Source organism: Psychromonas sp. 14N.309.X.WAT.B.A12 (assembly GCF_030397575.1).
Classification (GTDB): Bacteria; Pseudomonadota; Gammaproteobacteria; order Enterobacterales; family Psychromonadaceae; genus Psychromonas.
Map to the genome: position 1 here is coordinate 213,676 of NZ_JAPNXS010000002.1, position 17,138 is coordinate 230,813.

Below are 17,138 nucleotides of genomic sequence, written 5' to 3' on the forward strand. Positions count from 1 at the left end.
CAACATTATCCACTTTTTTATTGTCTAAAAAAGTGGATAGCCCATCATCTTAACTCTGCCTTAACTTCTTTTATGGGATAGTTATGATCCATTGTTTTATTTTACACCGAGGTTGACCTATGACTTTTGCTAACGCAATTAAATACCCTTTACTGTTGAGTCTTTCCTTAAGTCTATTAGGCTGTGGAGATCAAACACCGTCAAATCAAAAAGCGGCAGCAGAAATTCATGTTGATACATTAACCGTAGATTATATTAATTTACGGTTAAGTAGTGAATTACCGGGTCGGGTGACTGCGTTTAAAGAAGCTGAAGTAAGACCTCAAATCACCGGTATTGTAAAAAGTCGTTTGTATGAAGAAGGTAGCTCAGTTGAAGAAGGCGATACGTTATTCTTAATCGATCCAACCACTTACCAATCAACAGTTAACAGTGCAAGTGCTGAACTGAAAAAAGCACAAAGTAGTGAACGTAATGCAAAAAAAGAGCTAGACCGTTACGCAGAACTATTAAAGAAAAAGCTGAGTAGCCAACAACTTTATGACCAAGCTGAAGCAACATACCTTGAAGCAAAAGCAGAAACAGCCATTAGTCAAGCCGCATTAGATTATGCCAACATAGAACTTTCATATACTAAGATTAAAGCGCCTATTTCAGGCCAAGCTGGCTTCTCTAATGTTTCTGAAGGCTCTTTATTAACCTCAGGCCAAACAGATTACCTTACTAGTATCATTCAAACAGACAATGTATACGTAGATATGCAACAGTCCGCTGTAAATCTATATAAATTAAAGCGACAATTTAAAGGCGTACCGACAACAAAACCAGTAGTACCCGTAACGTTAACTTTAGAAGATGGCACAACTTACGAGCAACAAGGTACCTTGGGTTTTGTTGATACACAGGTAGAAGGTTCAACCGGTACTGTGACATTAAGAGCGGTATTCCCTAACCCTGATGGTGAATTGTTAGCAGGTATGTATGTTCGAGCACATATCGCTTACCCAGAAGCACGAGATTACCTAGTAGTACCGCAAAATGCAGTCGTAAGAAGTCAATCAGGCGCACCTTCTGTTTATATCGTGAATGAAGACAATGTTGTTGAGAAGAAAAACTTGGAACTCAGTAATGAAATAGGCAATAACTGGGTGGTTGAAAAAGGCCTAGAAGCAGGTGACCGTATTATTACCAACAACCTGACTAACATAAAAAGTAAAGTCACTGTTGTCGTTGATAGTAACACCACCAGTGCCGAAACAGCGGTAAGTACTATTTTCTCACCAGCAACAGATACAGCGGAATAGGAACTGAGTATGTCTAATTTTTTCATTCATAGACCCATTTTTGCGTGGGCGATGACCATAGTGGTATTAATTGCAGGCATCGCCTCAATTTTAAATTTACCAATTGCACAATACCCAACTATTGCACCACCCTCAGTTGAAATTAAAGCCACTTATACTGGAGCATCAGCAAAAACCATTGAAGACAGTGTGACTCAAGTTATTGAGCAGAGCATGACTGGGATTGATAACTTGCTGTATATGTCTTCAACCAGTGACTCTTCTGGTAGCGCATCAATTAATTTGACCTTTAGTACAGAAACAGATCCTGATATTGCACAAGTACAGGTACAAAACAGCTTACAACAAGCAACTAGCCGCTTACCTACCGCCGTTCAAAATGCAGGTACAACCGTCACTAAAAGTACTTCAGGCTTTATGTCTGTAACCGCGCTTTATTCTCCTGATGGTTCAATGAATGCCGGGGATATCCAAGATTATGCTAACTCAAGCATCAAAGATATTGTTAGCCGTGTAAGTGGTGTAGGTAGTGTGACCATTTTTGGTCCCTCTTATGCGATGCGTATATGGCTAGACCCTGCCAAATTATATAGCTACAACTTAACACCTGTTGATGTATCAGATGCGGTTTCTGTGCAAAATAGCCAAGTAACGGTAGGACAAATTGGTGGCACGCCATCCACTAACTCACAAATGATTAATGCCACTATTACCGCACAAAGTTTATTAACAACGGTTGATGAATTTAAAGAGATTTTACTAAAAGTAAACGAAGATGGCTCTAAGGTCCGCTTAAAAGATGTAGCAAGAGTAGAGTTGGGTAGTAAGAGTTCAAGTGTAGTTCCTGTATTCAATGGATATGCAACTTCAGGTATTGCTATCACACTTGCTTCAGGCGCTAATTCTCTTGATACACAAAACGCAGTAGATGAAAAATTAGCAGAGTTATCTAAATCATTCCCAGAAGGTTTAGCGTTAAAAAAAGCAACAGATAATAACAAATTTATCCGCTTATCCATTGAAGAAGTCGTTAAAACCTTAGGTGAAGCTATCATTTTGGTTTTCTTTGTAATGCTACTTTTCTTACAAAACTTTCGAGCAACCTTAATTCCTACTATTGCCGTACCCGTTGTATTACTAGGTACTATCACTATTATGTCACTGTTAGGTTTCTCCATTAATACCCTAACAATGTTTGGTATGGTATTAGCCATTGGCCTATTGGTAGATGATGCAATCGTAGTGGTAGAGAATGTTGAGCGTATAATGCATGAAGATAAACTCTCACCGCTAGAAGCAACTAAAAAATCGATGGGGCAGATCACTAGTGCCTTGATTGGTATTACCATGGTATTGACGGTTGTATTTATCCCAATGGCCTTTATGTCAGGTTCAACAGGGGTTATCTATAAACAATTCTCAATTACTATTGTAACTGCAATGGTGTTATCAGTAATCGTAGCCTTAACCTTAACACCAGTACTTTGTTCAACATTATTAAAACCGGTAGACAAAACTAAATCATCAAAAGTATTTACCTATTTTAATCTAGGCTTTGATCGTTTGTTAAAAGGTTATCACGGTTCAATTGGACGCGTATTAGCTCGCCCTGCCCGCTTTGTCATTATTTACGTGGCTTTATTTGCTGGTGCTGGCTACTTGTTTAACAGTATTCCAAGTTCATTTTTACCCAGTGAAGACCAAGGTGATTTTAATGTGATGGTGCAATTGCCGACGGGTGCAACCATCAAACAAACGGCTGAAGTTATGGACGATGTGAGAAACTATTTCCAAGAAAATGAAGAAGATACCGTTAGCACCATATTTACTGTCTCTGGCTTTAACTTTGCTGGTTCAGGGCAAAATGCTGGTATGGCGTTTGTAGGTTTGAAAGATTGGTCTCAAAGAACCACAGATGAAACCAATGTAAATGCTATTATTCAACGCAGTATGGCCTATTTTTCGTCTTATAAAAAAGCCTCGATTGTTGCCTTTAATTCTCCTGCTATCCGTGAATTGGGCACATCAACAGGTTTTGATTTCTTCCTTGAAGATATAGGTGGTGTCGGTCATAGCAAGTTAGTCGAGTTACGCGATCAACTATTAGCTAAAATGGCAGAGAGTCCTGTATTACAAAGAACGCGATCCAATGGTTTAGAAGATAATGCACAGTTCTACCTAGATATCGATTATGAAAAAGCCAAAGTTTACGGCCTTAGCATTAGCGATATTAATGATACTTTATCAATTGCTTGGGGTTCATCCTATGTTAATGACTTTATTGATAAAGGTCGTTCTAAGACCGTATATATTCAAGCAGATGCGCCATACCGTATGAGTCCAGAAGATTTAGATCACTGGTATGTACGTAATAGCCAAGATCAAATGGTACCATTTTCTGCCTTTACCTCTTCCCATTGGGGCGTAGGATCACCGCAATTATCGCGATATAACGGTAATTCGGCATTAGAGATTCTAGGTGAAGCGGCAACGGGTTACAGTACAGGTGATGCTATGGCTGAAGTTAATAAATTAGCGGCTGAAGTTTCTAGCGATGTACAGGTGAGCTGGACAGGTACCTCATACCAAGAGATACAAGCCGGTAACCAAGCACCTATTCTATACGCAATTTCAATCTTGATGGTTTTCCTCTGCTTAGCTGCTTTATATGAAAGCTGGAGCATTCCCTTAGCAATTATTTTAGTTGTACCATTAGGCGTATTAGGAGCATTAACAGCTATTCTACTTCGTGGCTTTGAAAATGATGTTTACTTCCAGGTTGGTTTATTAACCACTGTCGGTTTAACCGCGAAGAACGCAATTTTAATAGTAGAGTTTGCCAAAGAACAATACGACAGAGGCGTTGATCTGGTTTCCGCAACAGTACATGCTTGTGAAATGCGTTTACGCCCTATTATTATGACCTCTCTAGCCTTCGTATTAGGGGTATTACCACTAGTTGTGAGCACTGGAGCAGGTGCTAACGCTCGAAACGCACTGGGTACGTCAGTAATGGGCGGTATGATTGCGGCGACTTGTCTAGTAATGTACTTTGCACCACTGTTCTTTGTGATGATAGTAAAACTATTTAAGACCAAGCCTAAACCGAAAATGGTAGATTAAACAGCATCATTGAAAAGAGCGGCATTAGCCGCTCTTTTTGTTTCTACTAAATTAAATGATTTACTTATGCCATAAATGGGTAATCAGTATAACCTTCTGCACCTGACGTATAAAAAGTATGTTGCTCAGGAGTATTTAATTCAGCTCCTTGTTTGATACGCTCTACAAAGTCTGGATTAGCTAGAATACTAGTGCCAAACGCAATACTGTCAGCTTGATTATTATTAGTTACCTCAATTGCTTCCTTGGCATCATATCCCATATTAACCATTAGATGACCTTGGTATGCTTGTCTAGCCACGGGAATAACATCCGCTTCTTGTAAACCAAAAAAGTCTGCTCGCATCACGTGTAAGTAAGCTAATTGATATTGATTAAGTGTAGTCGCAAGATAAGTTAACCAAGCAAGAGGGTCACTATCTTTCATGCTATTAAAGCTATTTAAAGGTGATAAACGCACACCTACTCGCCCACTCCCTATTACTTCAGAAACCGCTTCAATCACTTCTCTTAAGAATCGTGAACGGTTTTCAAAAGAGCCGCCATATTGGTCAGTTCGTTTATTTGCGCTATCGCGTAAGAACTGATCAATTAAATAGCCGTTTGCAGCATGAATTTCTACACCATCAAAGCCAGCTTCTTTCGCATTCACGGCTGCTTGACGGAAATCAGCAACAATAGCTTGAATCTCTTCAACCGTCAATTCACGTGGCACAGTGTATGGCTTTTTACCTTCAGGTGTATGTGTTTCATCTTCAATAGCAATTGCACTCGGCGCAACAGCTTCTTTGCCACCATTAAGCAATGGATGAGCCGCACGCCCTGCATGCCAGATTTGCATAAAGATACGACCACCGGCTTTATGTACCGCTTCAGTTGTTAACTTCCAGCCTTCGATTTGTTGTTGTGAATAAATGCCAGGATCATCACCAAATGAAGATGTTCCTTCACTGACCATAGTACACTCTGTAATAAGTAAACCAGTACTTGCACGTTGGGCGTAGTATTCAGCCATTAGTGCATTTGGTTGGTGATTAGGAGCACGAGTACGCGTTAATGGCGCCATTACAATACGATTCGCTAATTCAACATCACCCACAGAGACAGCTTGAAACAATTTATTTTCAGCTAAAGTCATCAATAACTCCTAATTTTTAACAATATACAGCGCCGGCTAGCGCTGCTTCAATAAGTTTGTACGGCTATAGTAAAGTCATCTCTAGTGAACAACAATATGGATAAATGAAATTGACTATTGCTCATATAGCAACAATGGTCGTGCCTCAATGCAACATTTAAGATGGTTAGTTCTAACGGTTAAACATTAAAGCACTCTTTTAAAAACAAGCCAGAGAGTAAAAGTGTTCACTTACTTTACCGCAGCCGCTAATTTAATATGAACTGCCTGTAACAATTCATCACCTATCAATTGTGCAGTATGACCATGTTTTGTATCATCAAATATTTCATCATCCCCTAATCTGTCTTGCGCAATAAATAGGTCTCCAGTAGAAAAGTCTCGATACTCCCCATTGCGTAAAGCGATTCTTAAAGTACCAGAACGAATAATAATCAGTGTCGGATCACCAGCAACATGCCATGAACTAAAATATTCAGGCTCACTGATACGGTATCGAAAATTAAGTACATCTTGCCTCTCGGTGATCATTAAGCCATTATAATCTTCAACTGAATACTCAACGTCTTTAAACACCGAAATAGAAGATTGCTCATTGGTTAAAACTGGCACTGTAATTTTATGCATATAACCTCCTCTTACTAAAAATTTCTCTCCTCAATTCTGGATAATAACGGCGCTTTTATATTTAAAATCATAACGCTTTATTAATTATCTTTATCTAGAACTAAGGTTAGTTAATAAAAGCCTTTTTCTACCATCGCTAGCGATAGATTAATAGTTAAATTGGTGTTGATCATTTTGCTTCTTGTACATGACTCTACCTTCATTCGCTCTTTGCTTTAAAGTGATTTAACACGCAGTACTAATTCACCTATTACTTACAAGGTTGTTTACCTTGATGCGCGTGATAAAATAATTAATTCCTTCCCTGCGACTTATCACCCTACTTAGGGCTTCACGACAAATTGAGTTTATATATTTTATGAGTGCTACTGGTTTAAATAGTATCGAAAAAAGAGCGGCTTTTTCATTAGCAACTGTTTTTGGTCTTCGCATGTTGGGTCTCTTTATGATCCTGCCCATCTTTGCAATTTATGGCGAGCAATTAATAGGCTATAGCCCAGTCTGGATTGGTATTGCGATCGGTGCTTATGGGTTAACTCAAGCTATGTTACAAATTCCCATGGGCATTTTATCGGATAAATTCGGTCGTAAGCCGATTATTCTCATTGGTCTGCTTATCTTTTTAATTGGTAGTATTGTTGCCGCTATGTCAGACACTATTTATGGCGTAGTATTTGGGCGAGCATTACAAGGGATGGGAGCTATTGCAAGCGCAATATTAGCCCTTGCAGCCGATTTAAGTCGTGAAGAGCAACGTCCAAAAGTGATGGCTACTATTGGTATGTTCATTGGTTTATCCTTTACCATTGCAATGGTTGTTGGACCTATTACTGCTGAAGCATTTGGGTTAAGCGGCCTCTTTTGGTTCATTGCAATACTCACGATTTTTGCCATGTTATTGATTCAATTCTATGTTCCAAACTCTATTAATAAAGCACCTCGTGGCGATAGTGTTGCCTTACCAAACCAGATTAAAAAATTATTAAGACATCCTCAATTATCTCGACTCAACTTTGGTGTCTTTACCTTACATATGGCAATGACAGCCTGCTTTATCACCTTGCCAAAACAGTTCGTAGCAAGTGGGTTGATGTTAGAAGATCATTGGCAACTTTACCTACCAACATTGATAGGCTCTTTTTTCTTAATGATCCCATTTATGATATTTGCAATTAAAAAACAAAAAGAGAAGCAAATGTTATCGGCATCAGTATTATTCCTGAGCTTATCCTTATTCTTGCTATGGTACTTACCAAGCAGTTTCACTAGTTTAGTCATCATGGTTGTGATGTTCTTTACCGCATTTAACTACTTAGAAGCCACCATGCCTTCTCTGCTGTCTCGCATCGCGCCTGCTGGCGTGAAAGGCAGCGTAATGGGTATCTACTCGAGTAGTCAATTCCTAGGCGCATTCACCGGTGGTGTATTAGGTGGGGTTATTGCAGGTGAATTTGGTGAGCAAGCGATTTTCCTCGCAATGGCCATTGTTAGTGCGATTTGGTTTGTCGTTTCATTAACTATGAGAACACTTAAAAAGTCTAAAAACTTTAGTTTTGCAATTAATGTAAAAAATGAAAAAAAGGCAGGTGAAGTGGCAGAACAATTGATTAATATGCCAGGTGTTATTGAAGCGACAATTGTATTTACAGAAGCGATTGCCTACTTGAAAATTGATGAGAAAGTTGTAAATATCGCGGATATTAAAGCCCTATTAAACCAACCTAAATAACCCTTCAATATTAATAGGTGTTATGCATTTAATGTACAACACCTATAGTATTTCTTTCATGAACTATCCCCTATTCAACGAATAAACGAATAAACGAATAAACGAATAAACGAATAAACACTATAGCTTTTCTCATTTTTAGAAATAACTTGTTAACAAAAAATTTAGTTATATTTAAATCTTTTTTAAATACCGCAGAAAACCAAATAAGCAATAAACCTATTTATAAATAGTCACTGATTATCACGATACAAAAGTAAGTTGATACTAACTATATTAACTAAATAATCTAAGTTTTGCGTGGTAAAAATGACTTAGTTTAAGGCGTAATTTTAGCCTTCAAAATTAACTGCGTTAATAATCTATCGGAGAATTAACGAAAGAATATTAATTCTTTAATAGTTGCTCTATGTACGAAAGCGACAACGAAAAATAAGTTACTTTAACAAGTAAAACAACTTAGTTAACCAGTGTTATTAGTACAGCGTTGATGACCAATTAGCCGTTGCTTAACAACTTCTTACGAAACTTTTCGAAGACAAAAAAAAGCCTTGGGTATTCACCCAAGGCTTTTTATATCTTATAGCGTGATTTGCTTAAAAGTTAATAACTTGCGGTGCAATGCTTTGGTAATCCAATGCCATTGCAATACTTAATGCGGTGATATTAACAATTGAGAATGCAAATACTCTACGTGCCCAACCGACGATGTCAACATCACGGCGATAACCACGTAGGGCCATTATCAACCACCAAAAACTTGTCGTACAAGCAACGGCCATAAAGGCTAAACCCGTAAAACCAGCAATCGGTAGTAACATGACAACTAATGCATATATTGCAATATAAATCACAATACGCTGCTTCGCTTTATCAATGCCATGCGATACCGGTAATACTGGAATATTAGCAGCTTGATAGTCTTTAAAGCGGAAAATAGCAATGGCGTAAGAGTGAGGCATTTGCCACAAACTAAACATCACTAATAAGATCACCGCTCCCATATCAAACTGACCAGTTACTGCACAGTAACCAACAACAGGAGGCACTGCACCAGATAGACTACCAACAAAGGTGCCATATACTGATTTACGTTTCATATATAAGCTGTAAACAACTACATAGATGAAGTAACCAAATAGACCAAATAATACTGCCACAGGAGTGGTATAAGCGATTAATAGACCAAAACCTATAATCCCTAATACTACTCCGTGAGATAACGCACTGAATGCAGACATTTCGCCGGTGACAGTGACTCGTTTACGAGTACGTGCCATCACCACATCTATATCCCTATCAATCACGTTATTGATTGCACAACCCGATGCTATGATCAGTGATAAACCAATTAACGTGGCACACATTAACCATAGGTCGACATCACCACGAGAAGCAAGTAGAAAACCACCTGCTCCACTGATGAAGTTACCCATGATAATGCCAGGTTTAGTTACACTTAGATAACGACGAAACATCTCTAACCTCTTTCTTGAAAATGCACTAGTTAAACTAGTGCATCATCATTGCGTTTGATTCGTAAATAATCCAAACAGACAAACCTACTACCATGACAATAATGAGCGCACTGAATAGGAATGAGAAGGTATTTGCACGACCATCTTCGGTAACAAAATTTAGGTGTAAGAAGTATTTTAAGTGCACCCAGATTTGAATAATCGCTAATGTAACGATTGACCAAATCGTAGTGGCTTTAGAAAAGTCACCACCCATTACCATATAAAATGGAATCGCAGTTAAAATAACCGATAGCACGAAGCCAATTAGGTAACTTTTAACTGTACCGTGCGATTCATCATGATGTGTATCTTGACTCATTACATTGCCCCCATTAAGTAAACAACGGTAAATACGCAAATCCAAACGATGTCTAGGAAGTGCCAGAATAAGCTTAGGCAGCTTAAACGTGTTACTGTCGCTTTACCTAAGCCACGACGAACCACTTCTATCATCATGATTGTCATCCAGATCAAACCAGCTGTTACATGTAAACCGTGTAAACCAACTAATGCAAAGAATGAACTTAAGAAAGCACTATGTTGCGGGCCATGACCGTTAACGATCAAGTGATGGAATTCATAGATTTCCATACCGATGAACACCGCACCTAAACAGAACGTAACTAACAACCACGCTAATGTTAATGCTTTCTTTTGGCCTTGCGCTGCAATCATTGCAAAACCAAAAGTGATACTACTCAATAATAATGCTGCTGTTTCCACAGCAACAAAATCTAGTTCAAAAATGTCTTTACCTGACACGCCACCTGCTGTGTTCATAAACAACACAGCGTAAGTAGCAAAGAATGAGGCAAATAATAGACAATCCGTCATTAGGTATAACCAAAAACCAAATACGGTATCACCTGACGTGTCATGATGATCGTGATGATCATCATGTGTTGATACAGCATCTACGTTAGTAGATGCTAAATCTGCTGAAAGTGTACTCATGCTTTAACTCCTTCACGGCCACTTAAATTAAATGCTTGCTCAGTTTCGAGAATCTCATCAGGTTGTACGTAGTAATCAACATCGTTGCAGTAACAACGCTTAATAAATACTGCGATAGCACCAATTAGACCTGCACCTGCTAACCACCAGATATGCCAAACCATTGCAAAACAGAAGATAGTTAATGCTGCACCCATTAGGACACCTGCAGAGGTATTCTTAGGCATATGAATCGGGCTGTAGCTAGACTTGGTAATGTAAGCTTGACCTTTTTCTTTCATATCTGTCCATGCATCAATATCATCAACGTGTGGAATAACAGCAAAGTTATACGCTTGTGGTGGTGACGCAGTCGCCCACTCAAGTGTATGACCGTTCCATGGATCACCTGTTTCATCATCAAGTGCTTCACGGTCTCTAAAGCTCACGTATAATTGAATCACTTGTGCAATGATACCGAACATAATAATGATCGCACCTACTGCTGCTAGGTATAGCCAGAAGTTCCATTCAGGCGTATTAGTATGATTTAGACGTCGAGTCATACCTAGGAAACCTAGTACGTATAACGGCATAAATGCAACGAAGAAACCAACGATCCAGCACCAGAAAGATACCTTACCCCACTTCTCATTAAGCTTGAAGCCCATTGCTTTAGGGAACCAGAAAGCAAAACCAGCTAGGTAACCAAATACTGCACCACCGATAATTGTGTTATGGAAGTGAGCAATTAGGAATAAGCTGTTATGTAATACATAGTCAGCGCCAGGAATTGCTAATAGTACGCCTGTCATACCACCGATAGTAAAGGTCACCATGAAACCAAGTGTCCATAATACTGGTACTGTGATACGTAAACGTCCGCGGTAAATAGTGAATAACCAGTTAAATAGTTTCACACCAGTTGGAACCGCAATGATCATGGTCATTACACCAAAGAAGGCATTTACATTAGCACTTGATCCCATCGTAAAGAAGTGATGTAACCAAACGACGAAGCCTAAAATAGAAATTGCACCACTCGCGTAAATCATCGATTTGTAACCAAATAGACGTTTACCCGTAAATGTAGAAATAATTTCTGAGAATATACCAAATGCCGGTAAAACTAGAATGTATACTTCAGGATGACCCCATGCCCAGAACAGGTTGATGTACATCATTGAATTACCACCAAGATCGTTGGTGAAGAAGTGGAAATCCATGTAACGGTCAAGTGTTAACATTGCCAATACAGCAGTTAAGATTGGGAATGAAGCTGCAATTAGAATGTTAGCCCAAGTACAAGTCCAAGTGAAAATAGGCATTTTCATTAGAGTCATACCAGGAGCACGCATTTTGAATACCGTTACTAGGAAGTTAACAGAAGTTAACAGTGTACCCAGTCCCGATATCTGCAAGGCCCAAATATAATAATCGACCCCCACCCCAGGGCTAAAGGTCAACTCCGATAACGGAGGATAAGCTACCCAACCAGTCTTAGCGAACTCACCAAATACAAGTGAAATATTCATTAAGATCGCGCCGCTGGCAGTTAACCAGAAACTTAGGTTGTTTAAGAAAGGAAATGCTACATCACGCGCACCGATCTGTAATGGCAAGATAATGTTCATTAGACCAACCATGAATGGCATTGCCATAAAGATGATCATAATGACACCATGTGCCGTAAAGATTTGGTCGTAATGTTCTGGTGGTAAGTAACCAGGAGAACCATTAGTAGCAAGTGCTAATTGTGAACGCATCAGAATTGCATCACTGAAACCACGGAATAACATGATTAATGCAAGAATGATGTACATGACACCTAGACGTTTGTGATCAACCGAAGTGATCCAGCCGTGCCATAGCACGCCCCATTTTTTATATTTTGTGATAAGCCCTAATAAAATAAGGCCCCCTAGTGCAATACCAATCATGGTCACCACAAGAATGGGATCATGTAGTGGAATTGCATCTAAAGTAATTTTGCCTAAAAACGACATGATTATTCCTCGCCTTGGGTGTGAGATGAATGCGCTGAATGCTCAGAGTGCTCTGAGTGTCCTGAATGATCTGCATGTTCATCCATTTTATGATCCATGCCTTTCATTTCAGAAATGTCAGACTTACCAGACATATGCACCATGAATTTCATGATGATTGTATGGAATAAGTTGTCTTCAACATTACCGTAATATGTTACAGGATGATTTTCAGTAGGTTCAGCTAACTGGTAATAAGCATCTTTAGTTAACGTATTACCCTGTGCTTTAACATTACTTACCCAATCATCAAAACCAGCTTGGGTAGGTGTTGCAATCGCGTTGAATTTCATTCCAGAGAAGCCTGCACCACTATAGTTCGCAGAAATACCTTTAAACGTACCAGGTTCATTAGCAATCAAATGCAATTTAGTTTGCATACCAGCCATTGAATAAATTTGGCTACCTAGTTGTGGAATGAAGAAAGAATTCATCGTGCTTTCAGAAGTGATCTTAAACTCAACAGGCACATTAGTCGGGAATACCAATTCATTTACCGTAGCAATGCCTTGCTCAGGATAAATAAATAACCATTTCCAGTTTAGTGACACCACTTCAACAGTGATATGTTCACCTTTACCTTCAAGGGGCTTATAAGGATCTAAACGATGCGTAGACTCCCAAGTAATTACACCTAAAATAATAACAATTATGATAGGCACAGCCCAAACGACAGCTTCAATCTTGGTAGAGTGAGCCCATTTCGGTGCGTATATTTCGTGAGTTTGAGTGTCTCTATATTTCCATGCAAAATATAAAGTCATTACGATGACGGGAATAACAACGAGCAACATAAGAACAGTTGCTATGATGATTAGATTTTTCTCATCATAGCCAATCTGTCCTTTTGGATCGAGTACTCCGCCTTTACAGCCTGACAAAGTCAAGACTATGCTAGCTAAAGCTATATTACAAAGGTTGCGAATTAACAATGGACCATCCTACTAATACCAATCCGTGTAACTATCCATGAAAGTGACTAGTAAAAATAAGTGAAAAGGTTGAATTTTTCACACACTTTTATTACCTACTTTGACACATATTAATTAAACGTATTGCTATAACCTAAAGTTAAAAGATGCTGTATTAACTAAACTAAGAAATACAACAGTATAAGATTATTCTCAAATGGGTTTTCATCTCTGATAGAAAACATTAATGAAAACAATAAGAGAAAAGTAACTAAATCGACTAAATAAAAAACAACCACAAAAAATAAAAAAACATTATTTGCAGCGACAATTTAATCTATACCTGAGGCGGCGCACGACAGCCACGGGTATTAGTCACAATAAAGGTATGTGATGCTTCACAAAAAATTATAGCAGCTTTTTGTAAAACAACAGCAGTTCGACGGATAGGAAAGAAGTATAAGATTAACCAACATAAGCCGACTATTAAGTGGTTAGACATTAGAGGGCTAGTGAAATAACCTAAAGCATTGACTAAAAAAGTTTCAGAAAATGCAACTTTCGCCATCAAACTACCTATTTCATTTTTTCCTTCGATAACACCCTGAAAAAGTACCATCGTATTCAAAAATAAAATAACCAATATTGAGAGTACGTTTCGTTCCATAAAAAAGTTTCGCGCACACGAAAAAAATCTACAGATAATAGACAATAATTCCGTTTGCTGACAATACTGTAAACTCAAAGGTATAACCTTATATGCTTTATGAACGAACTGGAAAGAAATGACTACTGTACTTTTACGTTATTTATTATGATTTAAGTCAAAAAAACAACTGTAGCCATTAAATTTTCGCAAGTATATCAAAGTCACCCTAGTCAACAAGTAGAAAACAGCTTTAGTACAAAATTAATTGTTAAATATTGAGATCATAAGCTGACAACATATTGTTCAACAATTTGATTAACTATTTACTGGATAGTAACCAATATAACCATTCTACGTATTTTCTCCCGTTAACAACTGATAAGTGTTAAAATTCATTGATTACTGTTAACTTTTCATAATAGTTGAATCATCTTACGTTTTAATCGTTTTTTATAACGTAGTTATGGCTATCATGATGCTCAAGAAAACAATTTAAACCAGTACATTTTAGAAGGCTACAACATACATGAGTAAAGCAAATATCCAGTGGTTTCCAGGGCACATGCACAAAGCACACAAGCAAATTAAGGAAGTATTGCCACAGGTAGATATCATCATTGAAGTAGTAGATGCTCGCATTCCTTACAGCAGTGAAAACCCATTAATTGGCGCTATTCGTGAAAAAACACCTTGTATTAAAGTGTTAAACAAAGCTGACCTTGCCGATCCTGCTATCACTCAGAAATGGATTGAGTATTTGGAGCAAGATCAAGATATTAAAGCAATTGCTATTACAACCAGTAAACCTGAGCAAGTACATCAAATTACAAAGCTATGTGAGCAAATGTTACCGCACCGCCTCGGCCAAGATAAACAGATTCGCGCAATGATCATGGGTATCCCAAATGTTGGGAAATCGACTATCATTAATATTCTCGCAGATAGAATTATCGCTAAAACAGGTAATGAGCCAGCAGTAACTAAAAATCAACAACGTATTCGTTTACCAAGCGGTATTATGCTTTCTGATACACCAGGTTTTTTATGGCCTAAGATTGAAAATGCAAATTCAGGCTATCGCTTAGCGGTAACAGGCGCAATTAAAGATACAGCAATAGAATATGAAGATATTGCTTACTACGCAGCAGAATACCTTATTGAGCATTACTTACCGCGTTTGCAACAACGTTACGAATTTGATGACGTTCCGCAGTCTGACCATGAACTAATGGAACTAATTGCCAAACGTCGTGGAGCTTTACGTGCAGGTGGACACTTCGACATTTACAAAGTATCGACAATATTATTGAATGAGCTTCGTTCTGGCGCGCTAGGACCACTAAGTATTGAAACGCCTGAAATGGCCGCAATAGAAAAAGTAGAAGTCGCTGAGTTGATGGCGTTACAAGTAGAAAATAAAATAGAAAAGAAAAAATCACGAAGACGTAAATACAACAAAAGGAAATAACTCTTCTTCGAGTTGATAACTACCATTCAAAGATTATAGCACCACCGAATAGAAGCTATTTGTTATCCCTCATTACAATAATTACTCTATTTCAATCTACACTTCTAACATTAAAGCATAAAAAAACCCACTTCAATGAAGTGGGTTATTAGGTATTACTTAATAAAGAGCTAAAGAATTATTGAACACCTAGTTTCTCTAGTGTCTCTAATGTTAACGCACCTTTATTTAAGTTTTGATCTTCTTGGTATGCATTAACTGCGGCTTTAGTTTCTGCACCGTAAACACCATCAATTTGTGTGATGCTGTAATCTTTCTTTTGTAGTGCAAGCTGCAATTTAGAAACAACATCTTCTGTTGTATTTGTTTCACATAAAATTTCTTGCCATTTTAAGTAAGGTTCTGCAGTTTTAACGCTAGTATCGTAAGTTTCGTATACCGCAGGGATAGAGATTTTAGTCTCTTTAGCAGGTACATCTAACTCACGTGTTTTAACCATCTTACAAATTGCTGGGATTTTCACTTCTTCAGTCGCTGCAGGAGTATCTAAAACATTACTTGTTACTAATTCATAAACTGCAGGTGTAACAACTTCTTTAGTTGTTGCTGGCGTCACTAACTCTTGTTTAGTAACCGTTTCGTAAATAGCTGGCGTTACCACTTGTTTTGTTGTTGCTGCAGTCACTAATTCTTGTTTAGTCACAGTCTCGAATACAGCAGGTGTCTTCACTTCTTTAGAACTTGGCGCTTTGTCCAGTGCTCTTGTTTTAACTGTTTTGTAAACAGCTGGTGTCTTCACTTCTTTTGTATAAGCATCTTGATCTAATACTTTAGTTGTCACTGTTTTGTATACTGCAGGTACTTCAACTAAACATAGAATCTCGCCAGTAGCATGGTCAACTTTTTCAATTTCACCACGACCTTTTTTCCATTCTGTGTGTGCTGGAGAAACAAGTACTTGCTCAGATTGCATTTTGTAAGTAGCAGGTATAGTGACAAGCTCAATTTTCTCAGGCTCAACCATAATGCTTTCGCTGATTGTTTTGTAAGTAGCAGGCACTGCAACAAGTTCAGTTTTCTCAGGCTGAACCATAACACTTTGCGTCACTGTTTTATAAACCGCAGGGACAGCAACCAATTCAGTTTTCTCAGGTTCAACCATCACACTTTCTGTTACTGTTTTATAAACAGCTGGTACCGGTACTAATTCAATTTTTTCTGGTTCAACCATAATGTTTTCAGTCACACTTTTATAAGTGGCTGGAACAGGAATAAGTTTAGAGCTTGCTTGTCTAATTGTTACCTTCTTTTCAACTACTTTATAAGTAGCTGGAGTAATTTCAATTTTAGACTGTGCTTCTTTAATTAAACGCTGTACTGGATCTGTACGATATTGCGCAGGTACTAGTACTTTAGCGTAACAGTGACCTAATTCTGCATTGGGTGGAATAAGAGAGTTCGCAACAGACGCTTTGTCACTAGCACCAGGTGTTGCGTTTAAAGCGGCAAGAGCATTGTTTTTCTCTTGAAGTTCTTGATTTAGCTTCTCAATTTGTTGATCTTTCTTTGCTAAATCCTCATTTGAAGAATCTGATACTGAACACCCTGTTGCAGTAAGCAGAACCGAAGCTGCGATAGCTGTCATTTTAAAGTTAATTTTCATTGCTTTTCCCTTTCGTTGAATATGACAA

Annotated in this window: 13 protein-coding genes; 4 read left to right on the forward strand and 9 right to left on the reverse strand. The window is 38.2% G+C overall.

Going from position 1 to position 17,138, the window contains the following annotated elements; all coding sequences use genetic code 11:
• Positions 1–119: 119 nt before the first annotated feature.
• Positions 120–1,304 (forward strand): efflux RND transporter periplasmic adaptor subunit, encoded by a 1,185-nt coding sequence (locus OW492_RS04000; RefSeq protein ID WP_290038603.1) that lies wholly within the window; start codon positions 120–122, stop codon positions 1,302–1,304.
• Between the two features lie 9 nt (positions 1,305–1,313).
• A complete protein-coding gene (locus OW492_RS04005; RefSeq protein WP_290038605.1) occupies positions 1,314–4,427 on the forward strand; it encodes an efflux RND transporter permease subunit in 3,114 nt (1,037 codons plus the stop codon).
• A gap of 64 nt (positions 4,428–4,491) precedes the next feature.
• On the opposite strand, the gene OW492_RS04010 is transcribed toward OW492_RS04005, so the two are convergent.
• Both OW492_RS04010 and OW492_RS04015 read right to left on the reverse strand, forming a co-directional pair.
• Positions 4,492–5,565 carry an alkene reductase gene (locus OW492_RS04010; protein ID WP_290038607.1) on the reverse strand — a complete coding sequence of 358 codons (1,074 nt, stop codon included), beginning with the start codon at positions 5,563–5,565 and terminating at the stop codon, positions 4,492–4,494.
• Positions 5,566–5,796: 231 nt separating this feature from the next.
• A complete protein-coding gene (locus OW492_RS04015; protein ID WP_290038609.1) occupies positions 5,797–6,192 on the reverse strand; it encodes a hypothetical protein in 396 nt (131 codons plus the stop codon).
• 358 nt (positions 6,193–6,550) lie between these two features.
• Here OW492_RS04015 and OW492_RS04020 point away from each other — a divergent pair, with 358 nt between their 5' ends.
• Positions 6,551–7,921, forward strand: a complete 1,371-nt coding sequence (locus tag OW492_RS04020; protein WP_290038610.1) for an MFS transporter — start codon at positions 6,551–6,553, stop codon at positions 7,919–7,921.
• Positions 7,922–8,517: 596 nt separating this feature from the next.
• Here the strand turns inward: OW492_RS04020 and cyoE are convergent.
• The 6 genes from cyoE to OW492_RS04050 form a co-directional block, all read right to left on the reverse strand.
• Positions 8,518–9,399 carry a heme o synthase gene (cyoE, locus tag OW492_RS04025; RefSeq protein WP_290038612.1) on the reverse strand — a complete coding sequence of 294 codons (882 nt, stop codon included), beginning with the start codon at positions 9,397–9,399 and terminating at the stop codon, positions 8,518–8,520.
• A gap of 34 nt (positions 9,400–9,433) precedes the next feature.
• Positions 9,434–9,760, reverse strand: coding sequence for a cytochrome o ubiquinol oxidase subunit IV (gene cyoD, locus OW492_RS04030; protein ID WP_290038614.1), 327 nt, complete (start codon positions 9,758–9,760; stop codon positions 9,434–9,436).
• Positions 9,760–10,395, reverse strand: a complete 636-nt coding sequence (gene cyoC / locus OW492_RS04035) for a cytochrome o ubiquinol oxidase subunit III (protein ID WP_290038615.1) — start codon at positions 10,393–10,395, stop codon at positions 9,760–9,762. Before cyoC ends, cyoD begins: the two co-directional genes overlap by 1 nt.
• Positions 10,392–12,380 carry a cytochrome o ubiquinol oxidase subunit I gene (gene cyoB / locus OW492_RS04040; RefSeq protein ID WP_290038617.1) on the reverse strand — a complete coding sequence of 663 codons (1,989 nt, stop codon included), beginning with the start codon at positions 12,378–12,380 and terminating at the stop codon, positions 10,392–10,394. The genes cyoC and cyoB overlap by 4 nt, the downstream gene beginning before the upstream one ends.
• A 2-nt stretch (positions 12,381–12,382) precedes the next feature.
• Entirely contained in the window at positions 12,383–13,351 is a 969-nt protein-coding gene (gene cyoA / locus OW492_RS04045) for a ubiquinol oxidase subunit II (protein WP_290038619.1), read from the reverse strand.
• Positions 13,352–13,667: 316 nt separating this feature from the next.
• Entirely contained in the window at positions 13,668–13,949 is a 282-nt protein-coding gene (locus OW492_RS04050) for a hypothetical protein (RefSeq protein ID WP_290038620.1), read from the reverse strand.
• A gap of 556 nt (positions 13,950–14,505) precedes the next feature.
• Between OW492_RS04050 and ylqF the strand changes: the two genes are divergently transcribed.
• Positions 14,506–15,447, forward strand: coding sequence for a ribosome biogenesis GTPase YlqF (ylqF, locus tag OW492_RS04055; RefSeq protein ID WP_290038621.1), 942 nt, complete (start codon positions 14,506–14,508; stop codon positions 15,445–15,447).
• A gap of 178 nt (positions 15,448–15,625) precedes the next feature.
• Here the strand turns inward: ylqF and OW492_RS04060 are convergent, their stop codons facing one another.
• On the reverse strand, positions 15,626–17,110 hold the full coding sequence (locus tag OW492_RS04060; RefSeq protein ID WP_290038622.1) for a peptidoglycan-binding domain-containing protein: 1,485 nt from the start codon (positions 17,108–17,110) through the stop codon (positions 15,626–15,628).
• Positions 17,111–17,138 lie beyond the last annotated feature (28 nt).

Coding starts and splice junctions, on each gene's coding strand:
- OW492_RS04015 (WP_290038609.1), bottom strand. CDS start 6,192: ATGCATAAAATTACAGTGCCAGTTTTAACCAATGAGCAATCTTCTATT.
- OW492_RS04005 (WP_290038605.1), top strand. CDS start 1,314: ATGTCTAATTTTTTCATTCATAGACCCATTTTTGCGTGGGCGATGACC.
- OW492_RS04020 (WP_290038610.1), top strand. CDS start 6,551: ATGAGTGCTACTGGTTTAAATAGTATCGAAAAAAGAGCGGCTTTTTCA.
- OW492_RS04050 (WP_290038620.1), bottom strand. CDS start 13,949: ATGGTACTTTTTCAGGGTGTTATCGAAGGAAAAAATGAAATAGGTAGT.
- cyoE (WP_290038612.1), bottom strand. CDS start 9,399: ATGTTTCGTCGTTATCTAAGTGTAACTAAACCTGGCATTATCATGGGT.
- ylqF (WP_290038621.1), top strand. CDS start 14,506: ATGAGTAAAGCAAATATCCAGTGGTTTCCAGGGCACATGCACAAAGCA.
- OW492_RS04010 (WP_290038607.1), bottom strand. CDS start 5,565: ATGACTTTAGCTGAAAATAAATTGTTTCAAGCTGTCTCTGTGGGTGAT.
- cyoD (WP_290038614.1), bottom strand. CDS start 9,760: ATGAGTCAAGATACACATCATGATGAATCGCACGGTACAGTTAAAAGT.
- OW492_RS04060 (WP_290038622.1), bottom strand. CDS start 17,110: ATGAAAATTAACTTTAAAATGACAGCTATCGCAGCTTCGGTTCTGCTT.
- cyoC (WP_290038615.1), bottom strand. CDS start 10,395: ATGAGTACACTTTCAGCAGATTTAGCATCTACTAACGTAGATGCTGTA.
- cyoB (WP_290038617.1), bottom strand. CDS start 12,380: ATGTCGTTTTTAGGCAAAATTACTTTAGATGCAATTCCACTACATGAT.
- OW492_RS04000 (WP_290038603.1), top strand. CDS start 120: ATGACTTTTGCTAACGCAATTAAATACCCTTTACTGTTGAGTCTTTCC.